General features: G+C 61.8%; 7 protein-coding genes. 3 read left to right on the forward strand and 4 right to left on the reverse strand.

The features are described from left to right. Nucleotides 1–413 precede the first annotated feature (413 nt). Nucleotides 414–3,083: a TonB-dependent receptor gene (locus tag ACQ4W0_RS04530; protein WP_436575683.1), complete on the forward strand. Its 2,670-nt coding sequence runs from the start codon at nucleotides 414–416 to the stop codon at nucleotides 3,081–3,083. 357 nt (nucleotides 3,084–3,440) lie between these two features. Beyond that, nucleotides 3,441–6,287 carry a TonB-dependent receptor gene (locus ACQ4W0_RS04535; protein WP_436575684.1) on the forward strand — a complete coding sequence of 949 codons (2,847 nt, stop codon included), beginning with the start codon at nucleotides 3,441–3,443 and terminating at the stop codon, nucleotides 6,285–6,287. An 84-nt stretch (nucleotides 6,288–6,371) separates the two neighbouring features. Here the strand turns inward: ACQ4W0_RS04535 and aroG are convergent, their stop codons facing one another. Further along, the gene (gene aroG, locus ACQ4W0_RS04540) at nucleotides 6,372–7,436 is read right to left on the reverse strand and encodes a 3-deoxy-7-phosphoheptulonate synthase AroG (protein ID WP_436575834.1); all 1,065 of its coding nucleotides are present in this window, start codon (nucleotides 7,434–7,436) and stop codon (nucleotides 6,372–6,374) included. A 498-nt stretch (nucleotides 7,437–7,934) separates the two neighbouring features. Between aroG and ACQ4W0_RS04545 the strand changes: the two genes are divergently transcribed. After that, the gene (locus ACQ4W0_RS04545; protein ID WP_436575685.1) at nucleotides 7,935–10,775 is read left to right on the forward strand and encodes a TonB-dependent receptor; all 2,841 of its coding nucleotides are present in this window, start codon (nucleotides 7,935–7,937) and stop codon (nucleotides 10,773–10,775) included. A gap of 81 nt (nucleotides 10,776–10,856) precedes the next feature. Here ACQ4W0_RS04545 and tldD read toward each other — a convergent pair whose 3' ends face one another. From tldD to ACQ4W0_RS04560, 3 genes are read right to left on the reverse strand one after another with little or no spacing between them, the layout of a single operon-like run. Beyond that, nucleotides 10,857–12,317, reverse strand: coding sequence for a metalloprotease TldD (gene tldD / locus ACQ4W0_RS04550; protein ID WP_436575686.1), 1,461 nt, complete (start codon nucleotides 12,315–12,317; stop codon nucleotides 10,857–10,859). Between the two features lie 19 nt (nucleotides 12,318–12,336). After that, nucleotides 12,337–13,137 (reverse strand): carbon-nitrogen hydrolase family protein, encoded by an 801-nt coding sequence (locus ACQ4W0_RS04555; protein WP_436575687.1) that lies wholly within the window; start codon nucleotides 13,135–13,137, stop codon nucleotides 12,337–12,339. Between the two features lie 30 nt (nucleotides 13,138–13,167). After that, nucleotides 13,168–17,331, reverse strand: coding sequence for a YhdP family protein (locus tag ACQ4W0_RS04560; RefSeq protein ID WP_436575688.1), 4,164 nt, complete (start codon nucleotides 17,329–17,331; stop codon nucleotides 13,168–13,170). Between the last annotated feature and the right edge of the window lie 245 nt (nucleotides 17,332–17,576).

A 17,576-nucleotide genomic window follows, 5' to 3' on the forward strand; every position in this document is an offset into this window, starting at 1 on the left:
TTCCCCCTCGCCGACAAAGAGAAATGCAGGGACCGTCACTTCCGGCCCGCTGCCCGTCCGGTTTTGCTGCATCGCACCACACCCGGTTTTCATCGGCGAGGAAATGACCGGCCGGACATCTACGCTGCAGCACAGCATTCGGTGCCAAGGCGCGCGCTAGGCAGCAAAAAACAGTTTCGACGGGGAAATACATCACAAAACAGGACACTTTGTTTTAAATCAACATCACTGAATGGAAGCCGTTGTTTAAAAACACAAAGTACAACACCCTGTTGACAAAGAGTTTTCTCAATCATTACATTCAATCAATTGAAAAGAGATAAATTATTTTGCCTCTTCAATATTCTCGGACGTGCTTACCGGCGCGGCCGTTCTTGCCCTTTTAGCCAACCGCTTTATCAGGAGTCTTGAACATGATTAGAGAAATATGCCTGTCCCGCTCCATCCGTTTGATCTGCGCCGGCGGCCTTGCCGCCGGCATCCTCAGCCAGCCGGCACTGGCCCAGGAAACCGGCGAAACGCCCGGCATGCAGCGCGTAGAAGTCACCGGCTCTTCCATCAAGCGGCTGGTCTCGGAAACAGCCACCCCTCTCTCCATCTTCAAGGCCGAAGATTTTGCCAAGCAGGGCCTGACCACGGCCCAGGAAGTTCTCAGCAAGATACCCTCGAATTCCTCCAGCATGGGCAGCGGCAATGCCGTCGGCGGCAACACCAGCGGCCTGCCCACGGGCGGCCAGGCCAGCGCCGACTTGCGCGGCCTGGGCGGCGACAAGACCCTGGTGCTGCTCAATGGCCGGCGCATCGCCAACCATCCGTATGACGGCGCCAGCGTCGACCTGAACATCATTCCCATCGCCGCCCTGGAGCGCGTCGAAGTGCTGCGCGACGGCGCCTCGGCCATCTACGGCACGGACGCCATCGGCGGCGTCATCAACTTCATCACCAAGCGCTCGGTGAATGTCACCAACATCACCGCCGAGGTCGTCGCGCCCGAACACAAGGGAGGCGGCGAGCACCGCATCAACCTGTCGACGGGCTTCGGCAAGCTCGACACCGACGGCTACAATATTTTCGGCGTGGTCGATTACCACAAGCAAAATGTGCTCACTTCGCAGGACCGCGATTTTTCCAAGACCGGCATCATTCCCGAGCGCGGCCTGTCGCTCACCAGCGGCACCACCTTCCCCGGCAACTACTTCGATGCGGCGGCCAATGGCGGCAAGGGCCTGGCCGGCAATCCGTATGCGGCCACGGGCTGCAACCCGCCCCTGTCCGTGGCTGCGGCCAACGGCACCTGCCGCCAGGACTACACGCGGCAGATCGACGACCTGCCGGCGCAGGAGCAGGTGGCCTTCTTCGGCAAGGGCGCCTTCAAGCTGGGCGGCGGCCACCTGGCCACGGTGGAATACCTGCATTCAGAAAACAAGGTCAAGGCGCGCACGGCGCCGCCACCGCAGACGGGCTTGATCTTGCCCAATACCAGCAAATACTATCCGGGCAATGCGGGCGGCGTGCCGGCCCAGCCGGGCCTGTCCGGCCAGCCCCTGAGCGTCAACTGGCGCCCCGTGGAAGCGGGCCAGCGACAGATCGATTCGGACGGCAAGGCGGACCGCCTGGTGCTGGCGCTCGAGGGTGAACTGGCGGGCTGGGATTACAAGACGGGCCTGAGCCACGCCATCAGCAAGTCGTCGGAGAAATTTACGGGCGGCTATGTGCAGGATGCGTCGTTTGCCGCCGGCGTGCTGAACGGCATACTGAACCCGTTCGGCGTGCAGGACACGGCCGGCAAGGCCTACCTCGACGGCACCGCCCTGCGCGGCGAAGTGCAGAACGCCAAAGTCACCACGACGGGCTTCGACATCAAGGGCAGCCGCGAACTGATGCAGCTGGCCGGCGGCCCGCTGGCCATCGCGCTGGGCGGCGAACTGCGGCGCGAAAAGGCGGAATTCAATGTCAACCGCGATATCGCCGGCCAGGCTACCAGTTCCGGCTTGTCCGGCTCGCTATCGAAGAACGGCTCGCGCACCATCCAGGCCGTCTTTGGCGAAGTCAACTTGCCGCTGATCAAGGACCTGGAAGTACAGCTGGCCGCCCGTTTCGACCATTACAGCGATGTGGGCAGCACCACCAATCCCAAGCTGGCCCTGCGCTACCAGGCCAGCAGCGCGCTGGTACTGCGCGGCTCGGCCAGCACGGGCTTCCGCGCTCCCACCCTGTTTGAAAAGAATGCGCCGCCGTCGAAGAACGATACCAACGATTCCTACGACGACCCCATCCTGTGCCCGGGCGGCGTGCCGCAGCCGGGCGCCAATCCCCTGCGCGATTGCGACTTGCAACAATTCAAGCTGCAAGGCGGCAATGAAAAGCTGAAACCGGAAAAATCCACCACCTTCGCCTTCGGCCTCGTGCTCGAACCCGTCAAGGAAGTGACGGTGGCCATCGATTACTGGAACATTCACCTGAAGGACAAGATTTCGTCCCTGCCCGAGCAGTCGATCTACGGCAACTACGAAAAATACAAGGCCTTGTTCCTGCGCAACCCCGATGGCTCCCCTTACGCCATCCTGGACTTGAACGACAACCTCGGCGAAGTGAAGACCGACGGCATCGACGTCAGCCTGAATGCCCGCCTGGGGCGCGGTGCCTACGGCGATTTCAGCGTGTCGGTCGACGGCACCTGGACCCACAAGTATGACTACCAGAACGAACGCGGCGGCGAATTCATCGCCAACGTGGGCCGCTATGCGGACAACAATCCCGTGTTTCGCTGGAAACATACGGCGGCGTTGAACTGGCGCATGGGCAACTGGGGCGCCACCGTGTCGCAATCGTTCAAGTCCGGCTACACGGACCAGAATCAGGTCGATCCGCAATACCGCCACGATGTGCCGTCCTACAGCCTGCTGAATGTGTCGGGTAGCTACGTATGGAAAGGCTTGCTGCTGACGGCCGGCGTAAAGAACCTGTTCGACAAGGAACCACCGTTCTCGAACCAGGGCACCCTGTTCCAGAAAGGCTATGACCCGCGCTACACGGACCCGATCGGGCGCGCCTACTACTTGCGTGGCAGCTATACGTTTTAAGGGAGATTTGCTGAAACAGACATGCACGGGGCAGCGCCGACCAGCGTTTGCCTGCAGCACCAGAGACGGCGCCAGCAGCGATGCTGTGCGCCGTTTTATTTTACGCATCTGAGCACGCCTGACAAGGGTTCACGATACTTTATTACTGAAGGATTATAAAAAAAACAGGAAAATGTTGCATTTCATCCAAAAAGTCCGCACGAAATTGACAATCTGAATCGTGAATGTTTTGATGAGGACCCTGAAAATTTACAGAATTTTCATTGGTGGATTTTCAAAAAGGCAAATAAATTGTTGGCAAGCAACAAGTTATCTCAAAATAATTGCCGCCTTTATCACAATAACAAGGAATTTCAGATGATGATAGAAAATGTAATATCGCGGTCGCTGCGCCTGATGTTTGCAGGCGGCATGGCCCTGAGCATGCACGCCGCGTATGCACAAGAAACAACAGATGGCACCATGCAACGCGTGGAAGTCACGGGTTCGAGCATCAAGCGCATCGCTTCCGAAGCGTCGCTGCCGGTGCAGACGTTCAACCAGAAAGACATCAAGAAAACGGGCGTCTCCACGGTGACCGATTTCATCCAGCAAATTCCTGCGATGCAGGGCTTTTCCGTGGCCGCCGATTCGGTTGGCGGCGGCGGCGGCGGTGTCACCACGGCCTCGATCCACGATATCGGCGCGGCCTACACGCTGGTGCTGCTGAATGGCCGCCGCGTGGCGCCGTCCAATTCCGGCACCACCATTGACCTGAACTCGATCCCCCTGTCGGCCATCGAGCGCGTCGAAGTGCTGACGGACGGCGCCTCGGCCCTGTACGGTGCCGACGCCATCGCCGGCGTGGTCAACTTCATCCTGAAAAAAGGCGCATCGCCGCTGGAAATCAGTGCCAAGTACTCGCGCCCTGAAGAAAAAGGCGGCGCCAGCAATTCGATTTCGATCAGCAAGGGCTTCGGCGACATCGACGAAGACGGCTACAGCATTTTCGTGTCGGCCAGCCATGACGAACAAAAATCGCTGAAAGCCTCGCAGCGCAGCTTCGCGAAAAGCGGCATCATCAATTTCAACGATCCGAAGACCGGCAAGGCGCTGCAATTCATCAACGGTTCCTCGCGCTCGGCACCGGGCAATGCCAGCGTCAATTACAACCGTACCGATGCGAACGGTAATGTGGTGATCAATCCAGAAACCCAAAAACCGTTTATCGACAGCGTCAACCTGGCTAATCCGTATGCGCTGGCCCATGGCGGCAAGTGCGCGCCTAGCAATATGGACTTCTACGGCGACGGCAACTGCTATTTCGACTCGCCGTCGACCATTGAAATCAATCCGGAATCGAAGCGCGACTCGCTGTTCAGCTCGGGCACCGTCAAGCTGGGTAAGACCGGCTGGCAGGGCTTCTATGACTTCGCCTACACGGAAGCGAGCATCAAGGCCAGCATCGCGCCGTACCCGGCCGATTTCTCCATTTCCCCGAATTCGCCACTGTTCAGCAAGTACCTGGCCTCGCAGTTGACCCCGACGCAACTTGCCAATGCCGTGAGCGGTGTCGCCAAATACCGCCTGTCCGAAATGGGCAACCGCACCTACGACTATGGTACCAAGGCCACGCATATCGTCGCCGGTGTCGACGGCAATGCATTCGGCTGGGATATCAACACGGCCGTGACGTATTCGAAAAACAAGCAAACGCAGGACTACGTCAGCGGCCTCCCGCTGGCTGACAAGTTCAACGCCCAGATCGACGCCGGCAATATCGACCCGTTCGCCTACCCTGTGGGCTCCATGCCGGACGCCATGCGCCAGGCACTGCTGGGTACGGGCTTCAGCGGCACCTACAACACGCAAACCGTGGAAATGAAAGGCGTCGACGCGCGCGCTTCGCGCCCTGTGTTCTCGCTGCCGGGCGGCACCGCCATGCTGGGCGTGGGCGCCGACTACCGCAACACCTCGTTCAAGATGCAACAGGCAGACGTCGCCAGGCAGGCGCAAATCCTGTTTGACAATCAACAAGTCGACAGCGAATACGCACGCGACAATGCGGGCGCATACGCCGAGCTGATGCTGCCGATTTCGAAAAAACTGGAAATGACGGGTTCGCTGCGTTATGACCAGATCGGCGCCATCGATGACAAGTTGACGGGCAAGACGGTAGGCAAGAAGGAAAACGCCACCACCTGGAAAATCAGCGGCAAGTACTCGGCGACCAAGAACGTGATGTTCCGCGCCGCTGCCGGCACCGGCTTCCGCGCCGCCAGCATGCAGGAAATCGCCGGCCCGCTGGAAGACTGGGGCGTCACCGGTGGTAACTACCAATGCCCATTGACGGCAGCAAACGGCATGGGCGGCCACCCGCTGGCCAGCTACTGCAGCGGCGTTGGACGCCAGCAGTTTGAAGCCTTCCAGGGCGGCAATCCTGAATTGAAGCCGGAAACGTCGAAGCAATGGAGCATCGGCACCGTATTCGAGCCGATCGACAGCCTATCGATGTCGTTTGACCTGTGGAACGTGGAAATCCGCGACCAAGTCACGGCGGTCTCGGAAGGCCTGATCTTCAACAATCCGGCCAAGTATGCCAACCTGTTCACCACCAAGCACATCAGCTCGACGGGCCTCGACGTACTGGCCATCAAACTGCTGCCGATTAACATCGGCAAGGTGGAAAACCGCGGTATCGACTACGACTTCACCCACAAGATGAAGCTGCTGGACGGCCGCCTGACGACTCGCTTGATGGGTACCTATCTGCTGCGTTCGCGCTACACGACGCCGGGCACCGACGATCAATGGGAAACCAGCCTGAATCGCTACGGTTCGAACGACAAGGTCAGCTTCCGCAACATCATCCGCGCCACCTCCTCGTATGAGACGGCCAAGTTCACGCATACGCTGAGCGCCAGCTACCGCAATGGCTATACCGACAAAGAACAGACGGTCGACGATTGCGCTGTGATCGTCGCCGGCAGCCCTGGCGAATGCTATGGCATACAGCTGGAAGTGCCGAGCTACACCACCTTCGACTTCCAGACGGCTTACCGTCCGATGAAGAACGTGGAAATCACGGGCGGCATCCTGAACCTGTTCGACCGCAATCCGCCGTTCACCCTGCGTAACACGGGTTCGCATCAAGTGGGCTACAACCCATCGTACTCGAGCGCCCTGGGCCGCCAGTTCTACCTGAGCGGTTCCTACAAGTTCTAAGCTGATTGCATCTGCTTTTGGCTAAAAACTGAAAAAGCCCGGAAAGCTTAGCTTTCCGGGCTTTTTTTCATGCTGCGCGCCACCTTATTCCGCGTCGCCCTGCAGGCGGCGCAGCTTCACGGCCGCCGCCAGATTTTCCAGCACGGCCACGCTGGCGCTCCAGTCGATGCAGCCATCGGTGACGGATTGGCCATAGATCAATTCCTTGCCCGGGATCAAATCCTGGCGCCCTGCCACCAGGTGCGACTCCACCATCACGCCGACGATGCGGCTGTCGCCGCCGGCCACCTGGCTGGCGATATCGGCACACACGGGGATCTGGTTTTCCGGTTTTTTCGAGCTGTTCGCGTGCGAGGCGTCGATCATCAGGCGCGCCGCCAGGCCCTGTGCGGCAATGGCCTTGCAGGCCTCGTCCACGCTGGCCGCGTCATAGTTGGGCGTCTTGCCGCCGCGCAAGATGATGTGGCAATCTTCGTTGCCATTGGTCGAGACGATGGCCGAGTGGCCGCCCTTCGTGACGGAGAGAAAATGGTGCGGCTGCGAGGCGGCCTTGATGGCTTCCACGGCAATCTTGACATTGCCATCCGTGCCATTCTTGAAGCCGACGGGACAGGACAGCCCCGAAGCCAGCTCGCGGTGCACCTGCGACTCCGTGGTGCGTGCGCCGATGGCGCCCCAGCTGATCAGGTCGGCGATGTATTGCGGGCTGATGACGTCGAGGAACTCGGTGCCAGCCGGCAAGCCCAGCTCATTGATATTGCGCAACAGTTCGCGCGCCATGCGCAAGCCGTCGTTGATGCGGAAGCTGTTGTCCATGTACGGGTCGTTGATCAGGCCCTTCCAGCCCACCGTGGTGCGCGGCTTCTCGAAGTAGACGCGCATGACGATTTCCAGTTCGCCGGCGAAACGCACGCGCTCCTTGACCAGCAGGCGCGCATATTCCATCGCCGCCTTGGTATCGTGGATGGAGCAAGGTCCGATCACCACCATCAGGCGGTCGTCCTGGCCGTGCAGGATACGGTGCAGGGCAATGCGGGCGCTGGCAGCGGTCTGTTCGGCTTGCTCCGAGCAGGCAAATTCGCGGATCAGATGGGACGGCGGGGTCAATTCCTTCATTTCGCGAATGCGCAAATCATCGGTGCGGGGCATCATTTTCTCCAAAATTTAAGGAAGGGTAAAACATCTGGGTAAAAAAAAACCGCCATCAGTGGCGGTTTTTTAGAATTTGCTGGGATCTCGTTTTTTTGCTGCTACGTGAACCGACCGCTACTCCACCGCCTTTGGGTTGGAATTGCTAAAGTAAAAATAAGCGGTAAAAAAGTGGCGAGCGAACATGCGAGTCATCCATAAGTGATGAACGACTATAAACCTAAATTGCAAAGATTGGCAAGCATATTTGTCGGCAAAGTCGCATGTTGCAGCCGTTTTACACTGCAAAGCGCGTTAAAAAGCATAAAAAGTTGCGTGCTGCGGATGCGCATCGGCTGACTACCAACGCTGTGGCCGCCGTGGCGCGCACGCCACGGCGGCCCGTTTTGACGCTGGCAAGCGACGCACTACTGATATAGATCGAATCCCGGCCAGGCCACACGGCCAAGATTTCAAGGTGCACCTACCTTTCCCCGTCTGACCTTCCCGGAGAATCGCATGATCTACAAACAATCTGCCCATCCATTTTCACTACCCCGCCTGGGACTGGCACTGGCAAGCGCCCTGCTCGCTCTCCCCGTCCTGGCACAGGAAGCCACTCCCATTGCCCGCGTGGAAATCACCGGCTCGAACATCCGCCGCGCGCAGGCAGAAACGGCGTCGGCCGTGCAAACCCTGAGCGCGGCCGACATTGAAAAATCGGGCAAGTCCAGCGTAGCCGAACTGCTGCAGACGCTGGCCATCGACAACCAGGGTTCCGTGCCCACCACCTTCGGCAACGGCTTTGCGGCCGGCGCTTCCGGCGTGTCGCTGCGGGGCCTGGGCACGGCCTCAACCCTGGTGCTGCTGAACGGGCGCCGCGTCGCGCCGTATGGCCTGGCGGACGATGGCCAGAAGGTGTTCGCCGACCTGAACATCATTCCCCTGGAAGCGGTGGAACGGGTGGAAATCCTCAAGGATGGCGCCTCGGCCATCTATGGTTCGGACGCCATCGCCGGCGTGGTCAACGTGATCTTGCGGCGCGACTACCAGGGCACTGCCCTCAAGGGCAATTACGGCAAGACGAAAGACTGGGACGGGCGCGACGCGCGCGCCGCCATCACGCACGGTTTCGGCGACATCGACACGGACCGCTACAACGTGCTGCTGAACCTGGAATACAGCGAAAAGTCCGCCATCTGGAACCGCGACCGGGACGGACGGGGCGCCATCGGCCGCAGCGATTTGCGCGACCTGGGCTTCAGCGCGCAGGAGTCGCTCAGCGGCGCGGGCGCCATCACCACCAACAACGCGGCCGGCAGCGCCGTCAACGGCAATGTGCGCAATCCCGACACGCTCGACTACTACAACCGGGGCAACCTGGCCGGCGCGGGTTTTACGCGCACCTTCCCCGGTGCCGCCTGCGGCAACTTCACCAGCCATCCGCAAGGCGATCCAGGCGGCGGCTGCCTGACCGATGCCGCGCAGCAATACGGCCAGATCCAGCCCAAACAAAAGAACATCAATTTCTTCGGCCGCGCCGCCTGGCAACTGACGCCAGCGTTGCAAACGTATGCCGAATTGAACGTGTATCACAGCAAATCAAACTCGGCCACCACGCCCTCGACGGTCAGCGGTTCGGTCGGCTACCCTGGCGGCCCCGTCAGCAATGCGGGCGTGGCGCTGGGCGCCGGCCATCCGGACAATCCGTATTTCGGCACGGCGGCACGGCTGCGCTACCTGGCGGCCGATATGGGGCCGCGCCTGTCGGAAGTCAATTCCACCTTCACGCGCTTTGTCGCCGGCATCAAGGGCGCCGTGGCGGGCTGGGATATCGACAGCGCCTTGCTGTACTCGCAGAACAAGGTGTCGAACGACCTGAACGGCTACCTGCAGCGCGACGTGGCCTTTGCCCTGCTCAACCCCACTGCCGCCAATGTGGCGGCGGCCAGCCTGAACCCCGCGTATGCAGCCCTGCCCGCCGGCAGCCTGTGGCGCATCGCGGAAAACGCGGGGCTCAATTCGCCCGCGCTGTACGCGGCCCTGTCGCCGCGTATTGCCAGCGACGCCAGGACGCATATCGCGCAGATCGACTTCAAGGCCAGCCGCGAGGTAGCCAAGCTCGAGGGCGGAGGCCTGGGCGTGGCCGTGGGCGCCGAGTTCCGCCATGAAGCAACGGAGCTCAAACACACCACCGGTACGGAACGGGGCAATATCATCGGCCTTGGCTATTCCGCCTACAAGGGTAACCGCAACGCCTCCGCCATCTATGCCGAGGTGCTGGCGCCCGTGCTGAAAACCGTGGAGCTATCGGGCGCCCTGCGCGCCGACCATTTCACCGATGTGGGCAACTCCTATACGCCGAAAGTGGGCATAAAATGGACGCCGCTGCGTGAACTGGCCCTGCGCGGCACCTTCGCCAAGGGCTTCCGCGCGCCCAGCGCGGCGGAAAACGGCGTGGGCGGCCTGGCCGCGTTCGCCACCGCCAGCGATCCCCTGCGCTGCGCGCTGGGCGTGGAGGTCGCTTGCGATCCCGCGTCGATCGCCGTCATCACCTCACCCAATCCGAAGTTGTCGCCCGAGCGTTCACGCAGCTATTCCGTGGGTGCCGTGTGGGACCCGCTGCCGCGCAGCAGCATTTCCATCGACCTGTGGCAAATCCGCCGCAAGAATGAAATCAACCAGGAGCAAACGGATACGGCCATTGCCGAAGGCCATGTGGCGCGCGACCCGTCAACGGCCACGGGCATCGCCGGCGATCCGGGCGCCATTACCGCCGTGCTGGCCAATTACGTGAATTCCGCGCAAACAACGGTGCGCGGCATCGATATCGACGCCCGCCAGCGCTTCAATCTGGGTAGCGACCATGGCAACCTGGTGTTCGACCTGAAGTGGACGCATCTGTACAAATGGCTGCGCACGGAACAGGACGGCACGCAGCGCGATTTTGCCGGCACGCATGGCAATTGCGATGTATCAAACTGCATGGGCACGCCGGCTGACCGCATCAACCTGGGCGCCACCTGGGAACGCCAGAACTGGCGCGTCAGCGCCAACGTCAACTACCGCGCCCACCTCGACAATGTGTTGTTTAAGCATGACCCGGACGGCTGTGCCACGCACTTTTCCGACGGCACGGATGCGCCGCGCGGCTGCCGCATCGCCTCGTTCACGACGGTGGACCTGACGGCCCGCTGGCTGGCCACGCCCAAGCTGGAAGTATTTGCAACGGTGCAAAACCTGTTCGACAAGATCGCACCGCTCGATCCGCTCACGTATGGCGCCACGGGCTACAACCCGCTCGACTACGCGGGCGCGGCGGGACGCTTTATCAGTGCGGGGGTGAAGTACAAGTTCTGATGTTCGCCAACGTGCCAGACGTAGGTCGGATTAGCGGGGCGAAGCCGCACGTAATCCGACCTACGCAAGCCAAGCAAAACGTCAGGCAGTCCCGCCGACGGTAATACCGTCCAGGCGCAGGGTTGGCTGCCCTACGCCTACGGGCACGCTTTGCCCCTCCTTGCCGCACACGCCCACGCCCGAGTCCAGGCGCATGTCGTTGCCGATCATGGAAACGCGGTTGAGCACGTCCGGGCCGTTGCCGATCAGGGTCGCCCCTTTGACCGGGTAGCTGAGCTTGCCGTTTTCGATCATGTACGCTTCGCTGGCCGAGAAGACGAACTTGCCGTTCGTAATATCGACCTGGCCGCCGCCGAAGTTGACGGCATACAGACCGTTTTTGACGGAAGCGAGGATTTCACCCGGGTCCCGGTCGCCGCCCAGCATATACGTGTTCGTCATGCGCGGCATGGGCAGGTGGGCGAACGATTCGCGGCGCGCATTGCCCGTCACAGGCATCTTCATCAGGCGCGCATTCATGGTGTCCTGGATGTACCCCTTCAAAATGCCATCCTCGATCAGGGTCGTGCATTGCGTCGGGTTGCCCTCGTCGTCGATATTCAGGGAGCCGCGCCGGCCAGCCAGGGTGCCGTCATCGACCACCGTGACGCCCTTGGCAGCCACGCGCTCGCCGATGCGCCCGGAAAACGCGGACGAGCCCTTGCGGTTGAAATCGCCTTCCAGGCCGTGGCCGATGGCCTCATGCAGCAGGATGCCAGGCCAGCCCGGTCCCAGCACGATGGTCATGGGACCGGCGGGCGCCGGGCGCGCTTCCAGGTTCACCAGGGCCGAATTGACGGCGTCTGCCGCGTATTGTTCCAGCACGGCATCACTGAAATAGTCATAGCTGAAACGTCCGCCGCCGCCGGCCGAACCCGTTTCGCGGCGGCCATTCTGTTCCGCGATCACGGTGAGCGAGACGCGTACCAGCGGGCGAATGTCGGCCGCCAGCACGCCGTCGCTGCGCAGCACCAGCACCACGTCGTACTCGCCGGCCAGACCCGCCATCACCTGCACCACGCGAGGATCTTTCGCCCGCGCCATCTTTTCCACGCGCTCGAGCAGTTGCACCTTGGCCGTGGCGTCCAGTGAAGCGAGCGGGTCGTTGGGCAGGTACAGCGAGCGTCCCCCCTGCGCCAGCATGTGGCCCGCGATCTTGATTTTGCCGGTCCCCGCGCGCGCAATGGTGCGCGTGGCCGCAGCCGCTTCCAGCAGGGCCCGCTCGGAAATCTCGTCGGAATACGCAAACGCCGTCTTGTCGCCGGACACGGCGCGCACGCCCACGCCCTGGTCGATGGAAAAGCTGCCCGTCTTGACGATGCCCTCTTCCAGGCTCCAGCCTTCGCTCTTGGTCGACTGGAAATACAGGTCGGCATAGTCGACCTTGTGCGTAAACATCGTGCCAAGGGCTTTCAGCAGCTTGTCTTCGTCCAGGCCGAACGGCGTGAGCAGGAGTTCGCGTGCCACGGCCAGGCTGGACAGATTGGGTTCAAATGGGATCATGGCTATCTATTCTTTCAATTTACATGGTGCGGTGAGCGAGCGCTGGCAAGGATTCACGCACGCCAGCCAAAAACACCAGGTCGATCTCGCCGCTCACCACACCCTCGCCTTCGGGCAACACGGCTTTCACTTCGCCCCACGGGTCGATCAGCATGCTGTGGCCCCAGGTGCGCCGGCCGTTCGGATGCAAGCCACCCTGCGCCGAGGCCAGCACATAGCACTGGTTTTCGATGGCGCGCGCGCGCAGCAGCACTTCCCAGTGGGCGCTGCCTGTCGTATAGGTAAACGCGGCCGGCACGACGATCAGCGCGCAATCGCCCATGGCACGGTACAGCTCGGGAAAACGCAGGTCGTAGCAGATGGACAGGCCGACCCGGCCAAACGGCGTCTCGATCGTGCGCACTTGCGCACCGGGCACGATGGTGCGCGATTCATTGTAGGACTCGGTGCCGCGCGTAAAGCCGAACAGGTGGATCTTGTCGTAGCGGCCGGCCGGCTCGCCTTGCGGGTCGTACACCAGCGTCGTATTGAGGACCTTGCCCTCCTCACCGGAAATCAGGGGCAAGGTGCCGCCGATCAGCCAGATGCCGTGCTGGCGCGCCATCTGTGCCATGCCATCCTGGATGGGTCCGCTGCCAGGCTGTTCCGCATGGGCCAACTTGTCCGTTTCCTGCTTGCCCATGATGGCCCAGTATTCGGGCAGCACCACCAGCTGCGCGCCACCGGCGGCGGCCTGCGCCACCAGGCGCCGCGCCGTGGCCAGGTTGTCTTCCACGGACGGCGAGGAAATCATTTGTATTGCTGCGACTGTATGCATCATTGCCACCTCTTATCCATTCGAACGCCTCGCCTATTTCGCCACAGCCTCCGCCGCTGCAGCGGCAGGAACGGCGACAGGCTCCAATTTACCACCGTCGAGCTTGGTCACGACGGGCGACTTCCATGGGCCGGCGATCTGCATGTGGTAGGTGAGCGCCTTCATCACGGGGGCGCGCAGGAACAATTGCGCCAGGAAACTGCCCAGGCCGATGACCGGATTGACTGCCAGCGCATACACGAGCGGCCCCGTGCCCAGGTTAAATTCCGGGATCACCACCACGTGCAGATTCGTCGTTTCATTGGCGATGTCGGCCGTGCCATCCATCAGTACGGTGGCCGCCACGCCGTGCATCTTGAGGTTGTCGGTGGTCACCACGCCGCGCTTGATGCTGGCGTTGGCCGTGATGCCGTCGAAGGCCAGGCCTTCGGAAAACACGTCGTGGAAATCGAGTTTCAGCAAGCGGGGCAAGGCTTGCAGGCTGAGCACGCCCAACAGCTTGGCCGCGCCCGGATCCTGCTTGAGGAACTGGCCCGACTCCACATTCATCTCGATCTGCCCCGACAGGGTGGGAATGTCGAGCGAATACGGCAAACCATTCCAGGCGATGTCGCCGCTCAGGCGGCCCTTGCCGCGACGCACCGTATCGGCAAAGCCGAAGCGGTCGAGCAACTTGCCCGCATCGACGATGTCGAGGCCAAAACGCAGGCTGGTCGTGCTTTGCCCATCCTTGATGACCCATTTGCCATTGCCGCTCAGCGCACCATCAGGATTCGACAATTGCAGCTTGCCCACGCGCCACTCGCGCCCGCCCGCCGCCATGGTGTTATAGGCCTGCAATTCCAGCCGGCCGATCTTCTTGTTGAACAGCTCAAATTGCTCGGCGATGATATCGAGCGAGGGAATCGACTGGGCACCGCTCTTGCCTTCCAGCAAATTCTTCACATCGTTGGCGGCCGACTCCGGAATGATCAACGACGACAGGCGCGCCGTCATCTTGCCCAGGCCGGACGGCGTTTCCAGCCACGTCACATAGCCCGACACTTGTTTCGCGTCAATATTGGCTTGCCACACATCCTTTTGATGCGTGGCGCCGACCACCACGTTTTCCAGCTTGCGTTCGCCCAGCATCAGTTCGCTGGCACGCGCCGCCATCATGTCCGGCACCACATATTGCCCGATATCGGGAGCGTCGTCGGCGTTGCCGCCCGCATCGGCTGGCGCCGTGCCACTGCCGGCGATTTCGCTGCCGACGGCAATCCAGCTGTCCACGTCCAAGGTTTTCATGTTGACGTTAAGCATCATGCCGCTGTCCGGTTCCGGCGCCGGCACGTTCACGCCGATACCGCCGCGCAGCAGGCGCCAGGCATCCTTGCCCTGCTTCTGGCGCTGGTAGCGGGCAGCGATGCCAGAACCCAGCGCGATGCGGATATCGTCCGTGCGCAGGCCGGCGCCGTTCGCCGCGTTGCCCGTCAGGGTAAATTTCACGGGCAAGCTGTCACCGGCCGGCTTTTTCAGGGGAGCGGGGAAATCCAGGCCCAGACCCGTCAGCGGCGACTCGACATTGACCACCACCTGGTGGTCGCGCGCCGTGATCAGGCCACTATAGCGCGCGCCGCCATTCAAATGTTTCGCCAGACGCTGCAGCACGGGCGCCGGATACGTCTTGCGCAAGCCGTCGATGGTCATGTTGCCGGCGATTTTCACCTGGATGGAATTGTCCGCCTGCGTGCCGCCCGAGATGGCCAGTGGTCCGCCCAGCAGGCTGCCATTCAAGCCATTCAGATTGACGCCCTTCTCGTTGAACTCGATCTTGCCCTGCGTGCCCAGCACGGGCGGCATGTCGTGGAACAGCACCACGTCATTGCCCGCCAGCTGCAAGCTGCCTTGCACGGTCGACTCCAGCATGCGCTCGATCGGCAGGTGCAGCTTCAATGCCAGCCTGGCGTTGCCCGTCGCCGTCGTTTCATCCGTAAAATGCTCGATCCAGCCCAGCACGGGGCTGGCCGTCACGTACTTGAGGAATTCCTGCATCGGGCCGGCCGCATTGCCCTCGATATCGAGCAAGGTGTCGAACACGGTCAGGTCGGGAATCACGGCTTTGACATTCGTCAATGCCACGCCGCCCGTCGTGGCCGTGTCGCCGCGAATTTCCATGCGTGCCCGCTCGAAAATAAAACTGCCCTTGATTTTTTCCGCCTGCGGCCACAGGGGCGCCTTGCCCGCCAGCGGGCCGTTTTCCGCCCATTCGCCCGGTGCATAATTCAGGATGCCGTTCTCGATCTTGCCGGCCACGCGGAAGTCGCCACGGTTGCGCTGGGCCGGCGTGTCGGCCTTGAAGGGGAAATGCTCAAGTTCGCCGCGCAGGCGCAGACTGACATCGCGCGCCACGCCGCCTTCCAGCGCCCCCGTCAGCCAGTGGCGCAGGTGCTCGGGCGTTTGCAGCGGCAGATAGCGGCCGATGGTGTTGATCTGGAAATTGTCGATCGTGCCCGTCAAGTCGACCTGGCCCAGATTCTTGCCGTCGAGCGGCATGCGGTGCGTGCCCTGCAAGGCGACGCGCAAGCCTTGCTGATTGAAGTCGAGCTTGTCCAACCCGACTTGCAGCATATTCTCCGCCTCAAAGGTCCAGCGCGCCTGCATGGTGAATTGTTCGAACGGCAAGGCCGGTTCGCTCAGGTACGTAGGGAACTGCAGCACCAGGTCTTGCGCATCGATAGCGATGCTACCGCCCTTGTCGTTGGCGTCGATGCTGCCAGTCAGGTGATCGAAGCCGGGAATGGCCGGTGCAGCAGCCTGCGCGGGGCTGCTCGCCGTCTTCGCCACGGCCATGCGCGCCGGCTGCGCATTCAGGCCCAGGTCGATGAGTTTGCCGCGCAGGCGATAGCTGGCGGGCGTGGCCATGTCGCCTTCCCATTGCGCTGAAAAATCCTGCAAACGCCCGCGTGGCGCCAGGGCGTCGAGGCGCTGGCGCTGCTGCTCGCCCAGCGGCAACTTGTCGGCCAGGGCGGCCAGGGTGTGCAAATCGAGGGACTTGGCCGTGATTTCCGTGCGCGCCGGCTTGCGCTTGGTGGCCGCAACAAAGCGTTCGGACAAGGTCGTGGGCGGCAGGCTGAGGCCATCGCGGGTTTCCACCGCGAAATTCGTCAACTCGACCTGGTGTCCATTCGCACCAAAGGTGGGCTTGCCGTCCGGCACTTGCGCCGACAGCTCTTCCTTGGCCGAAATGCGCCCGCTGACCGACAACAGGTCGAGCGGGGCGATATGCTCGCCCAGTTGCGCCTGCACATCCGTCAAGCCCACATCGGCCGTGAAGCCGGCCAGGCGCGCGTGATCCAGGCTCAGCCAGGCGCGCAGGGCGCCCTTGCCCTGGCTCAGCTCGAACGGGTAATCGAGATAGCGCCGCCAGGCGGCCAGGTCGGCGTTTTTCAGGTCCGCGTACAGCTCGCCCTTCCACATCGACACGTCCGAGATGCGCTGGCTGAAAGGCGGATGCGTGAAGTGAGCGCGTACATCGATGGGCGCGGCCAGGCTGGCGGGCGGCGTGGCCTGCAAACCCAGCCGGTGGCTGCGCCAGCGGTTGCGCAGCAGCAAGTTGACCTTTTCCAGTGCCAGCTCTTGGGTGCCGCGCACTTCATCCGTCCAGCGCACCTTGCCGTCGCGAATGATGATCTCATGCTGCGACAGCAGCCAGTCGGCGCCTTTGCCATCGCTGCCCTGCGTGCTGTCGATCAACACCCCGGCCACATACAGCTTGCCATCCTTGCTGCGCCGCACGTCCAGGTCGGGCCGCGTGATTTCCAGGGTGTCGAAGCGCACGGCACCAAGCACGCTCCACCACGACACGGTGGCCGAGACGCTCGGCAGGCTCAGCGCCTGGCGGCCCGCCTGGTCGCGCAGGCTCACGTCACCCAGGAAGAGATTCGGCCGCACGCCATGCCACGAAGCATAAATACGCGCGATACTGACAGGGTTGCCCAGCGCGCGACTGGCCGCCCGCTCGATATCGCCTTTGTAGTAATCGATATTCGGCAAGATGGCGTAACGGAGGAATAAGAACAGTACGGCGAAGGCGAAATACGCCAGCAGCACCAGTTTGATGGTAAAACCCAACACATGGTGGGTGGCCAGGTTGGCCATGCGATAGGCGGCACGCAGCCGCTGCCAGCGCAGGGCCAATGGCACATGTTCTGTCACGCTTGCTTCTGGCGGTTTTTGCATCAATAAGCTAATAAACTGGCCCGGCGTCAAATAATGGCAAAAATCGTCTGCATTCGTGGTGCGCGCCTGCATCCTTGCGCTTGCTTCTGAGCAAAGCCTCCCTTACCATCGTCCGGAAGAGCACGCACTGCCGGCGCCATTAGCGCCAGCGGCACAATTTTACCGCATCCCCCGCCGTTCGCAGCCAAGTTAAACAAGAACCATGCAAGCAGCATCCACGA

Source organism: Janthinobacterium breve (genome assembly GCF_051380895.1).
Classification (GTDB): Bacteria; Pseudomonadota; Gammaproteobacteria; order Burkholderiales; family Burkholderiaceae_D; genus Janthinobacterium.

Coding starts and splice junctions, on each gene's coding strand:
- ACQ4W0_RS04555 (WP_436575687.1), bottom strand. CDS start 13,137: ATGATGCATACAGTCGCAGCAATACAAATGATTTCCTCGCCGTCCGTG.
- aroG (WP_436575834.1), bottom strand. CDS start 7,436: ATGCCCCGCACCGATGATTTGCGCATTCGCGAAATGAAGGAATTGACC.
- tldD (WP_436575686.1), bottom strand. CDS start 12,317: ATGATCCCATTTGAACCCAATCTGTCCAGCCTGGCCGTGGCACGCGAA.
- ACQ4W0_RS04535 (WP_436575684.1), top strand. CDS start 3,441: ATGATGATAGAAAATGTAATATCGCGGTCGCTGCGCCTGATGTTTGCA.
- ACQ4W0_RS04530 (WP_436575683.1), top strand. CDS start 414: ATGATTAGAGAAATATGCCTGTCCCGCTCCATCCGTTTGATCTGCGCC.
- ACQ4W0_RS04545 (WP_436575685.1), top strand. CDS start 7,935: ATGATCTACAAACAATCTGCCCATCCATTTTCACTACCCCGCCTGGGA.